The sequence below is a fragment of the Exiguobacterium sp. GL_137 genome (genome assembly GCF_057834585.1).
Window position 1 is genome coordinate 1,841,719 of record NZ_CM174406.1, and the last position, 17,131, is coordinate 1,858,849.

Here is a 17,131-nt window from a genome sequence, read left to right on the forward strand (position 1 = left end):
ACCCCTTTGACTAATAATTTAAAAGAACTTCTGGATATCGTTCCATGTGACGACCAACATCAAGAGCATCAAAAGTGCAAATCCAACAAAATGGACTAATCCTTCTTTTTGCGGATCGACCGGTTTCCCGCGCAACGCTTCTAAAAACAGGAACAATAATCGGCCACCGTCTAAAGCAGGTAGTGGTAATAAGTTGAATACTGCTAAGTTGACTGAAAGCAATGCAGTCCATGTCAGCAACATGGAAAATCCGCTGTCCGCAACTTGATCCGTCATTTTGACGATTCCGACCGGACCGGATAATTGATCGACGCCGACGACACCCGTTACGAGATCTCCGACAGCTCCGACGATCAATGTCGACATCCGCCATGTTTCGGAAATACCTGTCTGTAAGGCTGTTCCAAATGATTTTTCTGTCTCATTCGTCACACCAATGATTCCAACTTTTTGATCACCTTGCTGTTGTACCTTCGGTGTGATGGACGTCGTTTGCTCCTGACCATCTCGTTCGTAGACGACGGTTGTCTTTTTTCCGGCCTGATCTTGGAACCCGGCCCGTAAATCCGTCCATTTATCCGTTTCTGTTCCATTGACGGAAACAATCCGGTCTCCTTCGACAAGACCTGCCTTATCAGCCGGAGATTCTTTTTGCACCGTTCCAATGACACTTTCTCCGGTCGGTGAACCATTATACAATGCTAAGCCGAACAAGATAACAAACGCGAGAACAAAGTTCATGGCCGGACCTGCCGCAATGGCTAGGACACGTTTGAAAACGGATTTTGATCCAAACGTTCGATCGTATGGCGCGATTTGAGTTTTGGTTTGTCCTTCGACAAGAAATGCCGTCTTCGAGACAGGGTAACGTGCCGATACTTCATCTTGTAAGGCGATGACTTCTAGCTTATGCAACAAATCAATTTTTTCGACGGTTACGACTTGATCCGCCTCCGGACGGGAAGCATCCAAATACATCGTCTCAATGATACCGTCACGAAGTCCCAAGCCGATTGTTTGCCCCGGTTTGACTTCAACGAATTCCGGTTCTTCCCCGGCCATTTTGACATATCCACCAATTGGTAACAGGCGAATCGTGTACAACGTCTCATTTTTGAAAAAAGAAAAAATTTTCGGACCAAATCCGATGGCGAATTCGCGACAGAGGATTCCTGCCCGTTTTGCCATGACGAGATGACCCCATTCATGCACGGCAACAAGTACACCGAACATCAATACGATTGATATAAAGGTCGTCATTGTTATCCCATCCTTAATTAGCGAGTGAGAGGGACGCAACAAACGCACGGGCCCAACGATCCGACTCTAAAATCTGGTCCAAAGACGGATCTTCGATGTTTTCATGTGCTTGAAGAGCCGCCTCGACGCTCGCTTCAATTTCTAAAAAGCTGATTTCCCCTTTTAAAAAACGGTCAACAGCTTGTTCGTTCGCAGCATTGAGCACGGAAGGCATCGATCCACCCGCACGTCCTGCTTCAAACGCAAGACGAAGCAATGGATAACGTTCAAATGAAGCTTCCGCAAAATTCAGGCGTCCGATTTGTTTTAAGTTTAACCGTTCTCCCCCTTTGATTTCAAGGCGGGACGGATATGTAAGGGCATATTGAATCGGTTCACGCATATCCGGCATCCCGAGTTGCGCCATAACCGCACCATCATTGAATTCGACCATCGAGTGGATGATGGATTCCCGGTGAAGGACGACATCGATTTCATCGTACGTGACATCAAACAACCAGTGCGCTTCGATGACTTCAAATCCTTTGTTCATCATCGTCGCCGAATCAATCGTAATTTTGGCCCCCATTGACCAGTTCGGATGGTTTAGCGCCTGCTCGACTGTTACGTTTGCCAACTGTTCCCGTGTTTGATCACGGAAACTGCCGCCGGATGCGGTTAAGATGATTTGTCGGACGTCTTGGCGACGTTCGCCATTCAGACATTGGAAAATCGCGGCATGTTCACTATCGACCGGAAGAATAGCGACACCTTTTTCACGTGCTTTTTTCATGACGAGGTGTCCGGCTGTCACTAGTGTTTCTTTGTTTGCCAACCCGATCGCTTTTCCCGCTTCAATGGCGGCAAGCGTAGGACGAAGCCCGACGGCACCGACGACGGCTGTAATGACGATATCCGCTTGTTCTGCTGTTGCGACAGCAATCAATCCTTCTTCACCGACGAGCACTGTTGGCGCGTAATCAAGAACAGCTTCGAGTTGTTCTTTTACTGTCTCGTCTAAGACAGCTACCAGCTCCGGACGTAAACGATTCAGCCAGGGTAAGGCAACCTCGATGTTTTTCCCGAACGCAAAGCTGACCAGTTGAAAACGGTCTGGATTTGCTGCGATGACATCTAACGTTTGGGTCCCGATTGATCCAGTTCCCCCAATGATACTAACCTGTTTCATCCTTTTTCCTCCTTATCCGAATATACCGAGTACAATCAGAACGGTAAAGACAATGATCATACTGTCGAACCGGTCAAGAATCCCACCGTGTCCGGGTAATAATGCTCCGGAATCTTTTACGCCATAATGACGTTTATACGCTGACTGGACTAAATCGCCTAATTGACCGACGACGGCAACGATCAGTGCCAACAATACGACAGTTCCGAGACCGACTGTCGGGTGAATCAGTTCAAACACCACTCCGAGTACGATCGCAAGAACGACACCACCGAGTGCTCCTTCAACTGTTTTATTTGGGCTGATGGCTGGCCACAATTTTGTTTTCCCCAGACTTTTCCCAACGAAGTAAGCACCCGAATCCGTGAACCAGATCAGTAAGATGATCAGTAAGGAAAACGTCAAACCGTTTTCAAGCAACCGAATGTACGTAAACGATGCGAATCCTATTCCGACATAGACTGCAGTCAACAGCAAAAAGGCCACATCGTCGAAGGTGAATACGTTTTTGGAGAACACTGTCCAAAATAAACCGATCAAGACAATTAACATGCCCCATGCAATCGGAGACAGCCCGAGTGACAGCGACTGTTCGCTGGCCTGTTCATACAACCCGATGAACGGAAGTAATGTTCCCGCTCCGAACAACAGGACCGGAATTGACTTGAACGACAATTGTCGCATTTTAATCAGTTCGGTATACCCGATGATTGTCAAAATTGCCATGAAAGCAAGGAATGGGAGTCCTCCTAGATAAAGCAATACTAAAAAGATGGCACCTGCCCATATTCCTGTAATAATTCGTGTTTTCATAAGATATGTCCTCGTTTAGTCAGACTCCGCCAAAACGACGCGTCCGTTGATTATAGTCTTCAATCGCCGCTAAGAACTGGTCACGCCGGAACTCGGGCCATAAGACATCTGTAAAGTAAAATTCGGCATAGGCAGCTTGCCATAATAAAAAGTTGGAAAGTCGTTGTTCCCCACTCGTACGAATGACGAGATCGACATCTGTCATCGAACCTGTCATTAATTCTTGTTCAATGACTTCGTTCGTAATCATGTCAGGCCGCAATACACCGGCTTGCACTTTTTCAGCGATTTTTTGCATGACTTGAACGATTTCATCCCGTCCTCCATAATTGAGGGCAAAAATCAACCGAAGTCCTGTATTGTCCGCTGTATCCGTTTTGGCTTGTTGAACGGCTTCCCGTGTATAAATCGGCAGACGCGAAATTTCTCCCGCCACTTCGACTTTGACGTTCCGTTCATTCAAATCTTTAAGATCCGACTCTAAAAATTGGGCCGGCAGTTTCATCAGGAAACTGACTTCTTCTTCAGGACGCGTCCAGTTTTCGGTTGAAAAAGCATATAACGTCAAACTTTTCACACCTAATTCATTTGCCGTCCGAACAACTTCCCGGACAGATTTCATCCCTTCACGATGCCCCATGATACGGGGAAGGCCTCGTTTTTTTGCCCAACGTCCGTTTCCATCCATAATAATCGCAATATGTTCAGGAACTTGTTGTTCAATTACTTCTTTAGTCTGATTTAACCATTGAAACATTTACTTCTTCCTCCCCTCGTTTAGTTTAAGAAGAAAGGGACTCTTCGTGTGACAAAGAGTCCCCAACCTGACAATATTACGTGTCATACTTCCATAATTTCTTGTTCTTTATCCGTCGCCGTTTGATCAAGTACTTTAACGAATTTGTCCGTTAATGTTTGAACGTCTTCTGTGTAACCGCGGAGGTCATCTTCAGTCAACACGCCGTCTTTTTCTTGTTTTTTCAGTTGTTCGTTCGTATCACGACGAATGTTCCGAAGAGCGACTTTTCCTTCTTCCGTGTACTTTTTGACAAGTTTCACGAGTTCTTTCCGACGATCCTCTGTCAATGGTGGAATCGCTAATCGAATGACTGTCCCGTCCGAAGAAGGAGCAAGCCCTAGGTCTGCACGTTGAATCGCTTTTTCAATTTCTGTCACCATCGATTTATCCCACGGTGTAATCAAAATCAAACGCGCTTCCGGTGTGTTGACGTTTGCGACTTGATTGAGTGGTGTCGGTGAACCATAGTAGTCCACTTGAACCGGATCAAGGATTGATACGTTCGCACGTCCTGCACGTAACGTCGCAAGTTCTTTTTTCAATGACAGATGTGCTTTCTCCATCCGTTCTTCTGCTTGTTTCATGATTGCTTGTGACATGTTATTTCCCCCTTACAAGTGTCCCGATTTCATCACCGATGACGACTCGTTTAATGTTTCCTTCTTCCATCAACGAGAATACGATGAGCGGGATGTCATTGTCCATACAAAGTGATGTTGCCGTTGAATCCATGACTTGAAGACCGTCTTTAAGAACATCCAAGTAAGATAATGTCTCAAATTTCTTCGCATCTGGATCAACATTTGGATCAGCCGAGTAGACGCCATCGACGTTGTTTTTCGCCATTAAGATGACTTCCGCCTCGATTTCAGCTGCCCGAAGCGCCGCTGTCGTATCTGTTGAGAAATACGGATTCCCTGTTCCGGCTGCAAAGATAACAACCCGTCCTTTTTCAAGATGACGCATTGCCCGACGGCGGATGTATGGTTCAGCGACTTGTCGCATTTCAATCGACGTCTGAACACGTGTTTCGACACCAACGGATTCCAGGCTATCTTGTAAAGCGAGCGAGTTCATGACGGTCGCAAGCATCCCCATATAATCGGCATTTGCCCGGTCCATCCCAAGCTCCGCTCCCGTCTTACCGCGCCAAATGTTTCCTGCACCTACGACGACTGCGACTTCTACGTTCAATTCGACTAGTTCTTTAATTTGATTCGAAATCGAATTGACAATCCCAGGATGAATTCCGAACCCTTGATCTCCTGCGAGCGCTTCTCCGCTCAATTTTAACACAATCCGGTTATATTTCGGTTGCATGACTATGTCCCCCTTGCTAAATTCCGTAAAAAAGGAACACGACCCACTTCCACACGAAAGTGGATTGAAGCATACGTGTTCCTTCTCTTGTCATCAGGAAATCCTGATTCTTATTTTTTAAGTTGGTTCATTACTTCTTCAGCGAAGTTTTCTTCACGTTTCTCCATACCTTCTCCAACTTCGAAGCGTACGAATGAAACGATTTTTCCGCCTTTAGATTCTACATATTTACCAACTTTGAAGTCTGGATCTTTGACGAATGTTTGGTCAACGAGGCAGATTTCTTCGTAGAATTTGTTCATACGACCAGCAATCATTTTCTCAACGATGTTAGCAGGTTTGCCTTCGTTGAGTGCTTGCTCTGTAAGAACTTTTTCTTCACGTGCTTTTTCTTCTTCTGTGACAGAAGAACGGTCGACGTAAAGTGGGCGCGCTGCAGCAATGTGCATTGCGATATCTTTTGCAACAGTTTCGTCTGTTGTGCCTTCGACGACGACGACAGAACCGATACGACCACCCATGTGGAGGTAAGAACCGAATGCTGCGTTGTCTTCTTTAGCGAAGAGCGCTACACGACGAAGTGAAATTTTCTCTCCGATTGTTGATGCTTCTTCTGAGATGTATGTGTCGATTGTTTTTCCTGCTTCGTATTCAGAAGCAAGTGCTGCTTCAGCCGTTTCAGAACCATTGCGGAGTACTGCGTCTGCAATGTTTTGAACGAGTGATTGGAAACGTTCGTTTTTCGCAACGAAATCTGTTTCTGAGTTGATTTCAACAAGTGCTGCTTTGTTGCCGTTAACTGCGACAGCTGTCAAACCTTCTGCTGCAATCCGGTCGCCTTTAGCTGCTGCTTTAGCGATTCCTTTTTCACGCAAGAAGTCGATTGCTGCGTTCATGTCCCCATCAGCTTCGACGAGTGCTTTTTTGCAGTCAAGCATCCCTGCACCAGTTTTTTCACGAAGTTCTTTTACCATAGCTGCTGTAATAGCCATTCGATATTCCTCCTTATAACGTCCTTATTTTCAAAAAAAAGGTGATAAAAGGTCAATTCCCTTTATCACCTGGCATCACGAATTACTCAGCGTCTGCTACTACTTCTTCAGTAGTTTCAGGTGCTACGTTATCTTCGCCTTGTTTAACTTCGAGGATTGCGTCAGCCATTTTACCAGTAAGCAATTTGACTGCACGGATCGCATCGTCGTTTGCTGGGATGACGTAGTCGATTTCGTCCGGATCACAGTTTGTGTCAACGATCGCAACGATTGGGATGTTGAGTTTGTGTGCTTCTGCAATCGCGATACGCTCTTTGCGTGGGTCAACGATGAAGAGTGCATCTGGAACGCCTGGCATATCTTTGATACCGCCGAGGAATTTCTCAAGACGAGTCATTTCTTTTTTAAGAATGATGACTTCTTTTTTAGGAAGAACTTCGAATGTACCGTTCTCTTCCATTTTTTCGAGTTGTTTTAAACGGTTGATACGTTTTTTGATTGTAGAGAAGTTCGTGAGTGTTCCACCTAACCAACGTTCGTTGATGAAGTATTGACCAGCACGGATCGCTTCTTCTTTCACAGTGTCTTGAGCTTGTTTTTTCGTACCAACGAAAAGAACGTTTCCGCCTTCAGACGCTACTTCACGGATGAAGTTGTAAGCTTCGTCTACTTTTTTAACCGTTTTTTGTAGGTCAATGATGTAGATTCCGTTACGTTCTGTGAAGATGTATTTTGCCATTTTTGGGTTCCAACGGCGTGTTTGGTGACCGAAGTGTACACCAGCTTCTAACAATTGTTTCATCGAGATTACTGCCATGATGAATTCCTCCTTTTGGGTTTTGGATGTCCTCCGCGATGATCGTTGTTCCAGCTAACCTATTAAAGGCACCGCAGCCGGCGATACATGCGTGCGTAATTAACACCGTAGACTAATATAGCATAAAGTTTAACGCCGGGCAACCTTCGTTTTCTGAGAAAGTTTAGCAATCAAGGCCACTTCTCCGGCTCCCCGGTTCAGTGAACGTGCCAATTGATCTAAATCAGCACCTTTTTCGAGTTGATCTTTAACATCCAACAGAGGCGATTCTTCCACCCGGTCGTCCGGTTTGTCTTCTTTTGAAAATACTTTGACCGGTTCAGAAGAATAATCGGGTCGCTCTGATTCTTCAGCTACAATGATTTCGCCTTTCCATTCTTGTTCGACAGGAGTCGACGGGCGGGATCTTACCTCCCCTTCCGTCAGCTCATTCACCTGTTGCATGAATTGTAACAGAATTTCTTCCGTTTCCTGCTTCTGTCGTTCAAGATGTGTAACGCGGTCCTTCAAAAGCGCTTGTTGCTTAAATAATAACAAAAGACCGTAACAAATGAGTGCTGCTAGCAAAATATAAAAAAGTGTCATGGTATGTCCTTTCACATCGCGACGCGGTCAGAAAGATAAGCACTTCCTAACGCTTGTTTCAGTTTTCGGAGCGCTTTCGAATGAATCTGTGAAATTCGTGAAGTAGATAGGCCAAGTACTTCCCCGATTTCCGTCAATGTCAGTTCTTCAAAGTAAAAGAGGGACACAACGTATTGTTCCTTCTCGGACAATTGCTCCACTTCTTCGGCAAGCTTCGAAATCAGCTCGCGCATCAAAAGTGTATCCTCAGGTGTCGCTGCATCTGGATCCAGATAGGAAACGGCCATCGCTTTTCCTTCGTCTTGAAGCGTCACTGCTTCATCGATCGATAGAATATTCGCAAAATAGCTCTCAGCAAGTGCCGTCTTGACTTCTTCCGGGTTCATATCAACAATCGATGAAACTTCATCAATCGTCGGGGTCCGTTGAAGACTTTGTTCTAAAATCTCGACAGCAGCTTCGACCCGCTTTGATTTTTCCCGTAACGACCGGGGTAACCAATCAATTTTTCGTAAGCCGTCTAAAATGGCGCCGCGAATACGAAATGCTGCATACGTATCAAATTTATTATTGTGATTTTGGTCGAATTTTTGAAGAGCATCATACAATCCCATCATCCCAAGACTTTTTAATTCATCACGATCGACACTCTTCGGAAGTGTCGCGCTGAGACGCTGAACGTGGTAGTGCACAAGAGGTTCATAATTTAGCAGTAACTGGTCAGCTACCGCTACATCACGCGTCGATAGCCATTGATTCCAAAGTTGTTGTAATTCCTCACGCATGACCATTCCTCCTCTAAATTTCCAGCGTTCCGACGTTGACTGTCCGGATGACTAACCGTCCAGTCTGAGAATGGAACTCGATCGTTCGACCATTTGTTCCACCAACGTCTTCCGCAACGAGTGGGACGTTCGCTTTTCGTAAAGCCAATTTTACCGCCGCAATATTTCGTTCACCGATTCGCATCGATTCGTGTTCATATTTAAATTGAAACATTTGTGCACCACCGGCAATTTTTGCCCGGAGACGAATTGCTCCACTATGACGAAGACGGCGTGTCAACTCGACGACGGCCGTATCGGCGAACTTTCCGATTTCCAGTGCGATATTCCGACTGATTGCCGAGTCCGGTAACATCACGTGTGCCATACTCGACAGTCCACGCTCTTGATCGTAGATAATGACACCGACACAAGAACCTAAACCAGCCGTCCGAAGAATGATTGGTTTTTGGCTGACTGCATATTCTGCAATTCCAATCCGAACGACTTCATCCATCAATATCCACACCCAATCGTTGAAAGACCGAATCAAAGGCACCTTCTTCAGGTAGTAACAATAAATGACCATTCAAATCATTACCTGAACTGGATAAACGTGTATCGATGTATACTGCCATGTTACCAAATTTTGTTGACTCAAGTAAGGCAACTTCCAAAATTGCTCCTACCATATCAAAAGCAGAGGCCGGGACCGTGACATGGACGGATAAATCCAGCCAATCGGAAATCGAGCGGGCATAAGCGCCGATTAAGATATTCCCGATCTCTTCCCATGCCGAAACACCAAGCGCATGGTGCTCCGAAAAAAATTGAAATGGCTGTTGCAATAACTGCGAAACGAGTTTCTCAGCATCCTTGAGCGGCATTAAAAATAATAAGGATGCTTTAATATCCCCAGAAAACCGAAGGAGTGCTCCTGCTGTGTAGGCTTCAGCACCTCCGACCCTCTCAATGATGGTCGAGAACCCTTCCAAGTCCGCTGAAGGGACTTCGATTTCAACCGGTTGTCCCAGCAACGTGGATAAAGCGGTTGCCGCATGTGCTGCCCCGATATTACCAATTTCTCGAAAGACATCCTGTTCCATTCGATTAAGCATGGATAATCTCTTCAAATAAACGGTTTGGTTCGAGTAAAGAGAACAGTTGGTCTTCCCCTTTAGCGATGGCTGTTAAATAGTTTGTCTCATCTTGTTTTGAATCTGCCAGCGGTTCAATCCGGACATCTGCTGCTTCAACGACTTCATTTGCACAATCCACGATGAATCCTGCATCTCCATGTTCCAGTGTTGCGATGATGATACGCGTTTCTTCTGTTTCTTCGACGGCCTCAAATCCTAAACGCGTCCGCAAATCAATCACGGGTGTAACGACTCCGCGTAAGTTAATGACACCTTTGACATAGGATGCGGCATTGGGGATACGTGTGATCGGAATGACACGTTCGATTGAACGAACCGATTGCACATCAATTCCATATGCATTTTCTTCTAATTGAAAGACGACCCATTTTTGTTCCATTCTTCATTCCCTCACTTTCGTAACAGTGCATTGCTGTCAATGATTAACGCAACTTGTCCGTCACCCAGAATCGTCGCACCTGAAATCGCACGAATCCCCTCAAGATAACTGCCTAACGGTTTCATGACGATTTCCTGTTGTCCTATCAGTTCTGAGACTATCAACCCTGCTAATTTCTCACCACTTCGGACGACGACGACAGAATAGGCATCTGCCTCCACATGTGGTAATCCGTATACTTGATTTAATGAAATCAATGGAACAAGCTGGCCACGGAAATCGAATACCTTTTCCCGGTGGGCTTGTAAAATGGCGTCCTGCTTCAGCGATGTCGTTTCAAGGATGGCTGTTAACGGGATGGCATACGTTTCTTCTCCCAACTTGACGAGCATCGCAGAAATAATCGATAACGTCAGCGGTAAACTGATTCTGAAAATCGTTCCTTCTCCGCGTTTCGTCTCGACGAAGACTTCTCCACCGAGCGATTCAATTTTCGATTTAACGACGTCCAGCCCGACACCACGACCTGATAAGTCGGTGACGGTTTCTGCCGTCGAGAATCCAGGCGCGAACAATAACATTGCCGCTTCTTCCGGCGTCAACATCGCCGCCTCTTCTTCCGTCAACAATCCTTTTTCAAGGGCGATTTTTGTCACCCGTTCCTGATTGATTCCTGCGCCATCATCTTCAATCTCAATGAAAACACGGTTTCCGGAATGATAGGCCCGGAGGGAAAGATTTCCTTCAACTGCTTTCCCGGCTAAAATCCGGTCGGCTTTGCTTTCAATTCCATGGTCGACCGCATTTCGAATCAAGTGGACGAGTGGATCCCCAATTTCATCAATGACCGTCCGGTCGAGTTCCGTTTCTGCTCCTGTAATGTGGAGCTTGATGTTTTTGCCGACATCTTTCGATACCGAACGTACCATCCGCGGGAAACGATTGAAGACTTGTTCGATTGGCATCATCCGTAACGTCAGGACCAGTGACTGCAGTTCATTTGTTCCGCGTTTAATCCGTTCAACCGTCTCCGTCAAATCAGAAGAACCGGCTTCTGCCGCAATCCGCTCGAGACGTCCACGATCGATGATGAATTCTTCAAACAGATTCATCAATCGATCAATCCGCTCGAGGTTGACACGAATCGTTTTTGCCGCAACCGGTGTTTGCGTCTCGTTCGAAGTATCCGTTGCCGGACTGACGACCGGCGTTTCAACCGGCTCAAGCAATGTCGCCGCTGCTGCTGGTTCGACCGGCACTTCGAATGGCTGAATCAACACTTGAGCGACTTCCGAAACGGCTTTGATTTCACCTTGAATGTCTTCAGCAGATTTCATCGTCACGAACAAGACATCAAAACGGGTCTCGAATTGTTCCTGTTCCAGTTCATCCGAAGTCGGATTCGACAAGATGACATCCCCGAGGTTTTGCAACCGGTCAAATACCATATACACCCGGGCTGCCTTCAAAATGACATCCGCCGATAACTCCACCGTAATGACATAGGCTTGATAACCGGAAGCCATCGATTGACGGACAACCGACTCAGAGTAGACATCACACTCAAAGTTTTTCACGACTGTTGCTGCAGGTTTGTCCGTATCCTGACCTGGTTCCGAATCCGTATTGATAAACTGTTTCAAACGAACGACGGTTGTTGCTACATCCAGCTTCCCGGTACCACCTTGACTGATATCCTCGACCATCGTTTCTAACTGTTCAGCTGCGACAAATAGTACATCAATTAATTCGGGTGTAGCAGGTTGTGTCTTCGAACGGACTAAATCAAGTGCACTTTCCATTTCGTGTGTTAAATCGGCAATGGCATCATACCCCATTGTTCCGGCCATCCCTTTTAAAGTATGAGCGGATCGGAAAATTTGATCGATAACGGCTTCATCGTCGAGTCGTTGTTCAAAAATCAGCAAACTCGAGTTAATGGCTTGTAAATGTTCAATCGATTCATCAAGAAACAATCCTAAATATTCATTTAAATCCATGGAACGTATCCTCCTTTATGGTTAGCGGACACGGCTATGCCGTTTTTTCAAACGATTCAGTAACCGGTCTAAAAATTTCTGTTCCTGGACCTGAAGTCCTGTCAGCGATGTCGTGATATGATCAAGTCGCCAACTGACATCACTCGTCCGATCAAATACATAAAATGGTCGTTGGGCTTTGACTGCCTTCATGACAGTCGGATCATCCGGCAAAAAACCGACGAAGCGCAACGATTTTCCCAAAAAGTTCTGACTGACCTGTTGTAGCCGGTCAAACGTTTCAAGCGCTTCTTGTCCGTTCGTTGCCCGATTGACGATGACAGCGACAGGAAGTTCATTTGCATGGTGATGCGCAAGTTTGACGAAAGCATATCCGTCCATGATCGACGTCGGTTCAGGCGTCACGACCAGCCATGCTTCATCCGCACTACTGATGAAATCAAAAGTCTGATGTGTCGCTCCGGCACCTAGATCAAGTAAGACGAAATCATATTCATAGAAAAACCGAAACTCGCTCATCATGAATTCGACATCATGATCCGTCAGATCCATCAGTTCTGTGAATCCGCTCCCGCCATGAATGAAATGCAGATCCGGCGTCGCTTCGACGACCGCTTGGGTCAAGGGTGACCGTTCCTTGACACAATCCATTAATGAAACTTTCGACGATTTTCCGAGTAGCACACCGACATTCGCCATACCGATGTCCAAATCAATGATTAATACTTTTTTAGCTTGCAACGATAACGCGACACCCAGATTCACCGCGACATTCGTTTTTCCGACCCCACCTTTACCGCTGACGATGGCAATGGTTTTGGTCTGCCGTACGGAAACTTTTGATCTTAACGCTCGTGCCTGATCCTCTGGCATCATCTTAACCCTCTTTCTACAATCATTCGGGAAACTTCTGCACTTGTCGGCCAGATGATGTCTTCAGGTACTTCTTGTCCGGTCGTCAGACAAAACACAGGCAATTGTGTCTTTTTCGTAAGTCCGTAAATCGACCACAAATCTGTTGTCTCATCGGCTTTGGTAAAAATGAATCCGGACAACGGTACTTGATCGAACCGTTGTTGAATCTGTTCTAAATCGCGGTACTTCGACGTTAAGCTGAGTACAAGAAATACATCTGTCTCTGAAAAATCATGCCGCTTTTTTAACTGTTCGACATAACCCGCGTCAAGAAAATTTCTTCCCGCCGTGTCGATTAGGATAACGTCACAGTCGGATAAGTCGACTTTCGCTTGTTCGAATTCTTGTAAATCATAGGCGACGTGTAACGGAATATCGATGATGTCGGCATAAGTCCGTAATTGTTCGATGGCTGAAATCCGATATGTATCCGTCGTAATCAATCCAACGGTTTGTTGTTTCGTGAGACGGTAATAAGCAGCCAGTTTGGCAAGGGTCGTCGTTTTTCCGACTCCCGTTGGTCCGGTCACCATGATGAAACGGGAAGTTGCCGTCGTGACTTGAATAGGAGCAGTCACAGTCGTGATGAAGGCTTGTTCGACCTGTCTCACATCATTGGTCTTGTAGTAAGTTGACACTAATAAATCATAGAGTGCCTCCGCTTCATGTTGCAGGGCAGGTTCAGCGAGCAAGACTTCGTATGAGCTAAGCGCTTCCGGCAACCGCCGTGAACTGAACGAGACAATCTTCGGGCTAAGCGGCTCCATCATTGATGGGTGACTTTGAACGACTGATTTAGTTGGTTGTAGCTCATCCGAGACCCGTTTTACAGGCTGTGTTGTTTTTTCGACCGGATGTTCTTCGACTGAGGCGACGAGCTCCACTTTTTTTTGTGCAAACAAGCCGAACAAACCGCCCACTTTGATCTGCCGTGTGTTCAAAATGATGGCATCATTTCCTAAGTCTTGTTTAACCAGTTCCATCGCTTCGCTGACAGAATTTGCGATAATTCGTTTTACCATCATGTGTTAAATCACCCCAATACTCTTGACTTCAATGGTCGGAATCAGTTCGTTATAAGACAGAACAGGCACATCCGGGAAATAACGTTCTGTTAATTGACGAACAAACATCCGAATACTTGGCGATGCCAAAACGATTGGCTGAGCTCCGTATCGTTCGAATTCTGCCGTCAATTCATTTAGTGACTCGATGAAACGTGTTGCCTTATCCGGATCAAGCGCCAAATAATTGCCGAACTCCGTTTTTTGAATCGCTGACTGGATCTCCATCTCCAGTTCACTCGATACCGTCACAACGTGTAAGACGTCTCCTTGTAAGACTTGTTCCGTAATTTGTCGAGCCAATGCTTGACGGACATATTCAGCCAACAAATCACTATCTTTCGTCACGGCAGCATAATCGGCCAATGTCTCAAAGATGAGCGGTAAGTTTCGAATCGAAATTTTTTCTTTTAACAACTGCACGAACACTTTTTGTAGCTCGCCGATCGACAACAATTGTGGTGTCACTTCGTCGACTAAAATCGGATGCGATTCCTTTAAATGATCAACCAGTTGTTTTGTCTCTTCCCGACCGAGTAAATCGGCCGCGTGTTTTTTCAGAAGCTCTGTCAAATGTGTTGCGACAACAGATGGCGGGTCGACGACTGTATAGCCGGACATCTCTGCTCGGCTTCTCGTCCGTTCGTCAATCCATAAGGCCGGCATCCCAAACGCGGGTTCAACCGTCTCGATACCTTGGATTTCCGGATCATCCACTCCCGGACTCATTGCCAGGTAATGATCGAGTAACAGTTCGCCGGTTGCCATCTCACTTCCACGGATTTTTATCCGGTAGTGGTTCGGTGGAAGTTGCAGATGGTCACGAATCCGGACTGTCGGTAAGACGAATCCAAGTTCAAGTGCCAACTGTCTCCGGATCATGACGACCCGGTCGAGTAAATCCCCACCTTGTGCTTCATCTGCGAGCGGGATCAAACCATAGCCAAATTCAAACTCAATTGTATCGACGTTCAAGAGGGAAATGACCGATTCGCTAGATCGCAGATTTTCAGTTGGTGCTTCTTCGACAGCCACTTCTTCTTGTGCTGCTTTTGACGTTCGTGTCAATCGCCAAGCGAAGAAAGCCGCTGCAGCCGCGACAGGAATCGTCACGTAATCGGGAATTGCTGTAAAGAGTCCTAGCAGGAAGATTGCACCGGCTCCAATCATGACGAGGAGCGGTGTCCGTGAGAGCTGACCGATGATGTCTTCTCCTAAGTTACCGTCAGAAGTCGAGCGGGTAACGATGATTCCGGTTGCAACAGAAATCAATAAGGCCGGGATTTGACTGACAAGACCGTCACCGACGGTTAACAGCGTATACAGCTTGACAGATTCCCCCATTGGTAACCCTTGTTGCACGACACCGATGATCATTCCGAAAATCAAGTTGATGATGACGATGATGATTCCGGCAATCGCGTCTCCTTTGACGAATTTCGAAGCTCCATCCATTGCTCCGTAAAAATCGGCTTCCGATTGAATTTTTTGGCGGCGTGTCCGGGCCTGTAATTCGTCAATCATACCGGAATTCAAATCGGCATCAATCGCCATCTGTTTTCCGGGCATGGCATCAAGCGTAAAACGGGCCGACACTTCCGATACCCGCTCTGATCCTTTCGTGATGACCAAAAACTGAATCAATACGAGAATCAAGAAGACGACGAATCCAACCAGGGCGTTTCCGCCGACAACGAAACTACCAAATGCTTCAATGACTTCTCCACCGTTCCCGTTCGAGAGAATCGCACGGGTCGTCGAGACGTTCAATGCCAATCGGAACAAAGTCACAATCAGTAAGAGTGTCGGGAAAACGGAAAATTCCAATGCTTCTTTCGCGTTCATTGCGACAAGTAAGACCATTAAGGCAATTAAAATATTGATGATAATGAGAAAATCGAGTAAAAATCCTGGCAGTGGAATGACGAGCATGAAGACAATCATAATGACGCCTAGCAGGACAGATAAATCTCGTGTTGAAATAGTCATGATGCTTCATCCTTTCATTTCGCTTGTTTCATTTGATAGACAAAGGCGAGTGTTTCAGCGAGTGCCTGATAAAATGATTCATCCACTGCCATTCCTATTTCTGATTTTGCGAATAATGCTCGTGCGAGCGGTCTATTTTCAATAATCGGGATCTCAGCTGCTGTCGCCTTCTCCCGAATCCGGAATGCGACAGCATCCACTCCCTTGGCGACGACAATGGGTGCGGCATGTTTGCCGTCATCATATTGAATCGCTACGGCGTAATGGGTCGGGTTCGTAATGACAACATCGGCATTCGGTATTTCTTGCATCATCCGCCGCATCGCCATCTCCCGTTGTTGCTGTTTAATTTTCCCTTTGATTTGCGGGTCACCTTCCGTATTCTTATGCTCATCCTTTAAGTCTTGTTTACTCATCCGAATCGACTTTTCAAAATCAAATTTTTGATATGCAAAATCTAGTACAGCAAGGACAATCAACGCAATACTGACCGAAATCCCTAACAGGAACGTCAGATGACCGATAATCGCCAAGGCGTCACCAATCGGTTCTGACGTCAAACGTGAAATTTCTACTTTGTTATTCCATAAGACAGTTCCGCTCGTCACACCGATGACAAGTAATTTAAAAACAGATTTTAAGAATTCAATTAATGCTTTCATGCTGACGATTCGTTTGACGCCTTGCAACGGATTGATCCGGTCGAGTTTCGGTTGAATCGATTCGGTGCTAAGCAATGCTCCGATTTGTACAAAATTCCCTAAAATGCCGATGACGACAGCCGTCAGAAAGAATGGTGCAACAAGAATACTCATTTGGACCAGCATTTCAATCATGACTTCCTGGACGCGTCCTTCTTCGACAGCGACTAAAACCGTTTGGGCGCTCAGCCCATCTTCTAATACCATGACGAACCGTTTCCCTAAAAACGGACCAAAGAAAAATAGAATCAAGAACATTCCGAACAACATCAAACTGCTCGTTAAATCAGCCGACTTTGCGACCTGACCTTTTTTCCGAGAGTCATCACGTTTTCGAGGTGATGCCTTTTCCGTCTTTTCGCCCGCAAAATACTGGAGGTCAAGCGTTAATGTGTATTTTTTCAT

The 17,131-nt window shown here is 46.1% G+C and carries 18 protein-coding genes; all 18 read right to left on the minus strand.

Annotated elements, in window-relative coordinates:
- Positions 1-18: 18 nt before the first annotated feature.
- The 18 genes from rseP to flhB all read right to left on the minus strand — a co-directional run bounded on the left by rseP (position 19) and on the right by flhB (position 17,131).
- Entirely contained in the window at positions 19-1,260 is a 1,242-nt protein-coding gene (gene rseP / locus AC3IRK_RS09770; protein WP_188004501.1) for an RIP metalloprotease RseP, read from the minus strand.
- A 13-nt stretch (positions 1,261-1,273) separates the two neighbouring features.
- Complete coding sequence (locus tag AC3IRK_RS09775) at positions 1,274-2,428, minus strand: 1-deoxy-D-xylulose-5-phosphate reductoisomerase (protein ID WP_131502569.1); 1,155 nt, start codon at positions 2,426-2,428, stop codon at positions 1,274-1,276.
- A 12-nt stretch (positions 2,429-2,440) separates the two neighbouring features.
- Positions 2,441-3,241, minus strand: coding sequence for a phosphatidate cytidylyltransferase (locus tag AC3IRK_RS09780; RefSeq protein WP_131502570.1), 801 nt, complete (start codon positions 3,239-3,241; stop codon positions 2,441-2,443).
- 19 nt (positions 3,242-3,260) lie between these two features.
- A complete protein-coding gene (gene uppS / locus AC3IRK_RS09785) occupies positions 3,261-3,998 on the minus strand; it encodes an undecaprenyl pyrophosphate synthase (protein ID WP_131502571.1) in 738 nt (245 codons plus the stop codon).
- 83 nt (positions 3,999-4,081) lie between these two features.
- Positions 4,082-4,639 (minus strand): ribosome recycling factor, encoded by a 558-nt coding sequence (frr, locus tag AC3IRK_RS09790; RefSeq protein WP_114595519.1) that lies wholly within the window; start codon positions 4,637-4,639, stop codon positions 4,082-4,084.
- A 1-nt stretch (position 4,640) separates the two neighbouring features.
- Positions 4,641-5,360 (minus strand): UMP kinase, encoded by a 720-nt coding sequence (pyrH, locus tag AC3IRK_RS09795; RefSeq protein WP_026828033.1) that lies wholly within the window; start codon positions 5,358-5,360, stop codon positions 4,641-4,643.
- 110 nt (positions 5,361-5,470) lie between these two features.
- A complete protein-coding gene (tsf, locus tag AC3IRK_RS09800) occupies positions 5,471-6,352 on the minus strand; it encodes a translation elongation factor Ts (RefSeq protein ID WP_114595518.1) in 882 nt (293 codons plus the stop codon).
- Between the two features lie 82 nt (positions 6,353-6,434).
- Positions 6,435-7,169, minus strand: a complete 735-nt coding sequence (gene rpsB / locus AC3IRK_RS09805) for a 30S ribosomal protein S2 (protein ID WP_012370721.1) — start codon at positions 7,167-7,169, stop codon at positions 6,435-6,437.
- Positions 7,170-7,298: 129 nt separating this feature from the next.
- Entirely contained in the window at positions 7,299-7,754 is a 456-nt protein-coding gene (locus AC3IRK_RS09810) for a hypothetical protein (protein ID WP_131502572.1), read from the minus strand.
- A gap of 11 nt (positions 7,755-7,765) precedes the next feature.
- The gene (locus tag AC3IRK_RS09815; RefSeq protein WP_114595516.1) at positions 7,766-8,539 is read right to left on the minus strand and encodes a FliA/WhiG family RNA polymerase sigma factor; all 774 of its coding nucleotides are present in this window, start codon (positions 8,537-8,539) and stop codon (positions 7,766-7,768) included.
- Positions 8,540-8,552: 13 nt separating this feature from the next.
- Complete coding sequence (locus AC3IRK_RS09820; RefSeq protein ID WP_131502573.1) at positions 8,553-9,035, minus strand: chemotaxis protein CheD; 483 nt, start codon at positions 9,033-9,035, stop codon at positions 8,553-8,555.
- Positions 9,028-9,636 (minus strand): chemotaxis protein CheC, encoded by a 609-nt coding sequence (locus tag AC3IRK_RS09825; protein ID WP_114595514.1) that lies wholly within the window; start codon positions 9,634-9,636, stop codon positions 9,028-9,030. The genes AC3IRK_RS09820 and AC3IRK_RS09825 overlap by 8 nt, the downstream gene beginning before the upstream one ends.
- Complete coding sequence (locus AC3IRK_RS09830) at positions 9,629-10,057, minus strand: chemotaxis protein CheW (protein ID WP_026828027.1); 429 nt, start codon at positions 10,055-10,057, stop codon at positions 9,629-9,631. The genes AC3IRK_RS09825 and AC3IRK_RS09830 overlap by 8 nt, the downstream gene beginning before the upstream one ends.
- Positions 10,058-10,068: 11 nt before the next feature.
- Positions 10,069-12,057, minus strand: a complete 1,989-nt coding sequence (locus AC3IRK_RS09835) for a chemotaxis protein CheA (protein ID WP_131502574.1) — start codon at positions 12,055-12,057, stop codon at positions 10,069-10,071.
- 21 nt (positions 12,058-12,078) lie between these two features.
- Positions 12,079-12,933 carry a MinD/ParA family protein gene (locus AC3IRK_RS09840; RefSeq protein ID WP_131502575.1) on the minus strand — a complete coding sequence of 285 codons (855 nt, stop codon included), beginning with the start codon at positions 12,931-12,933 and terminating at the stop codon, positions 12,079-12,081.
- On the minus strand, positions 12,930-13,997 hold the full coding sequence (locus AC3IRK_RS09845; protein ID WP_188004504.1) for a flagellar biosynthesis protein FlhF: 1,068 nt from the start codon (positions 13,995-13,997) through the stop codon (positions 12,930-12,932). The genes AC3IRK_RS09840 and AC3IRK_RS09845 overlap by 4 nt, the downstream gene beginning before the upstream one ends.
- A 3-nt stretch (positions 13,998-14,000) precedes the next feature.
- A complete protein-coding gene (gene flhA / locus AC3IRK_RS09850) occupies positions 14,001-16,025 on the minus strand; it encodes a flagellar biosynthesis protein FlhA (protein ID WP_131502577.1) in 2,025 nt (674 codons plus the stop codon).
- 14 nt (positions 16,026-16,039) lie between these two features.
- A complete protein-coding gene (gene flhB / locus AC3IRK_RS09855; RefSeq protein WP_131502578.1) occupies positions 16,040-17,131 on the minus strand; it encodes a flagellar biosynthesis protein FlhB in 1,092 nt (363 codons plus the stop codon).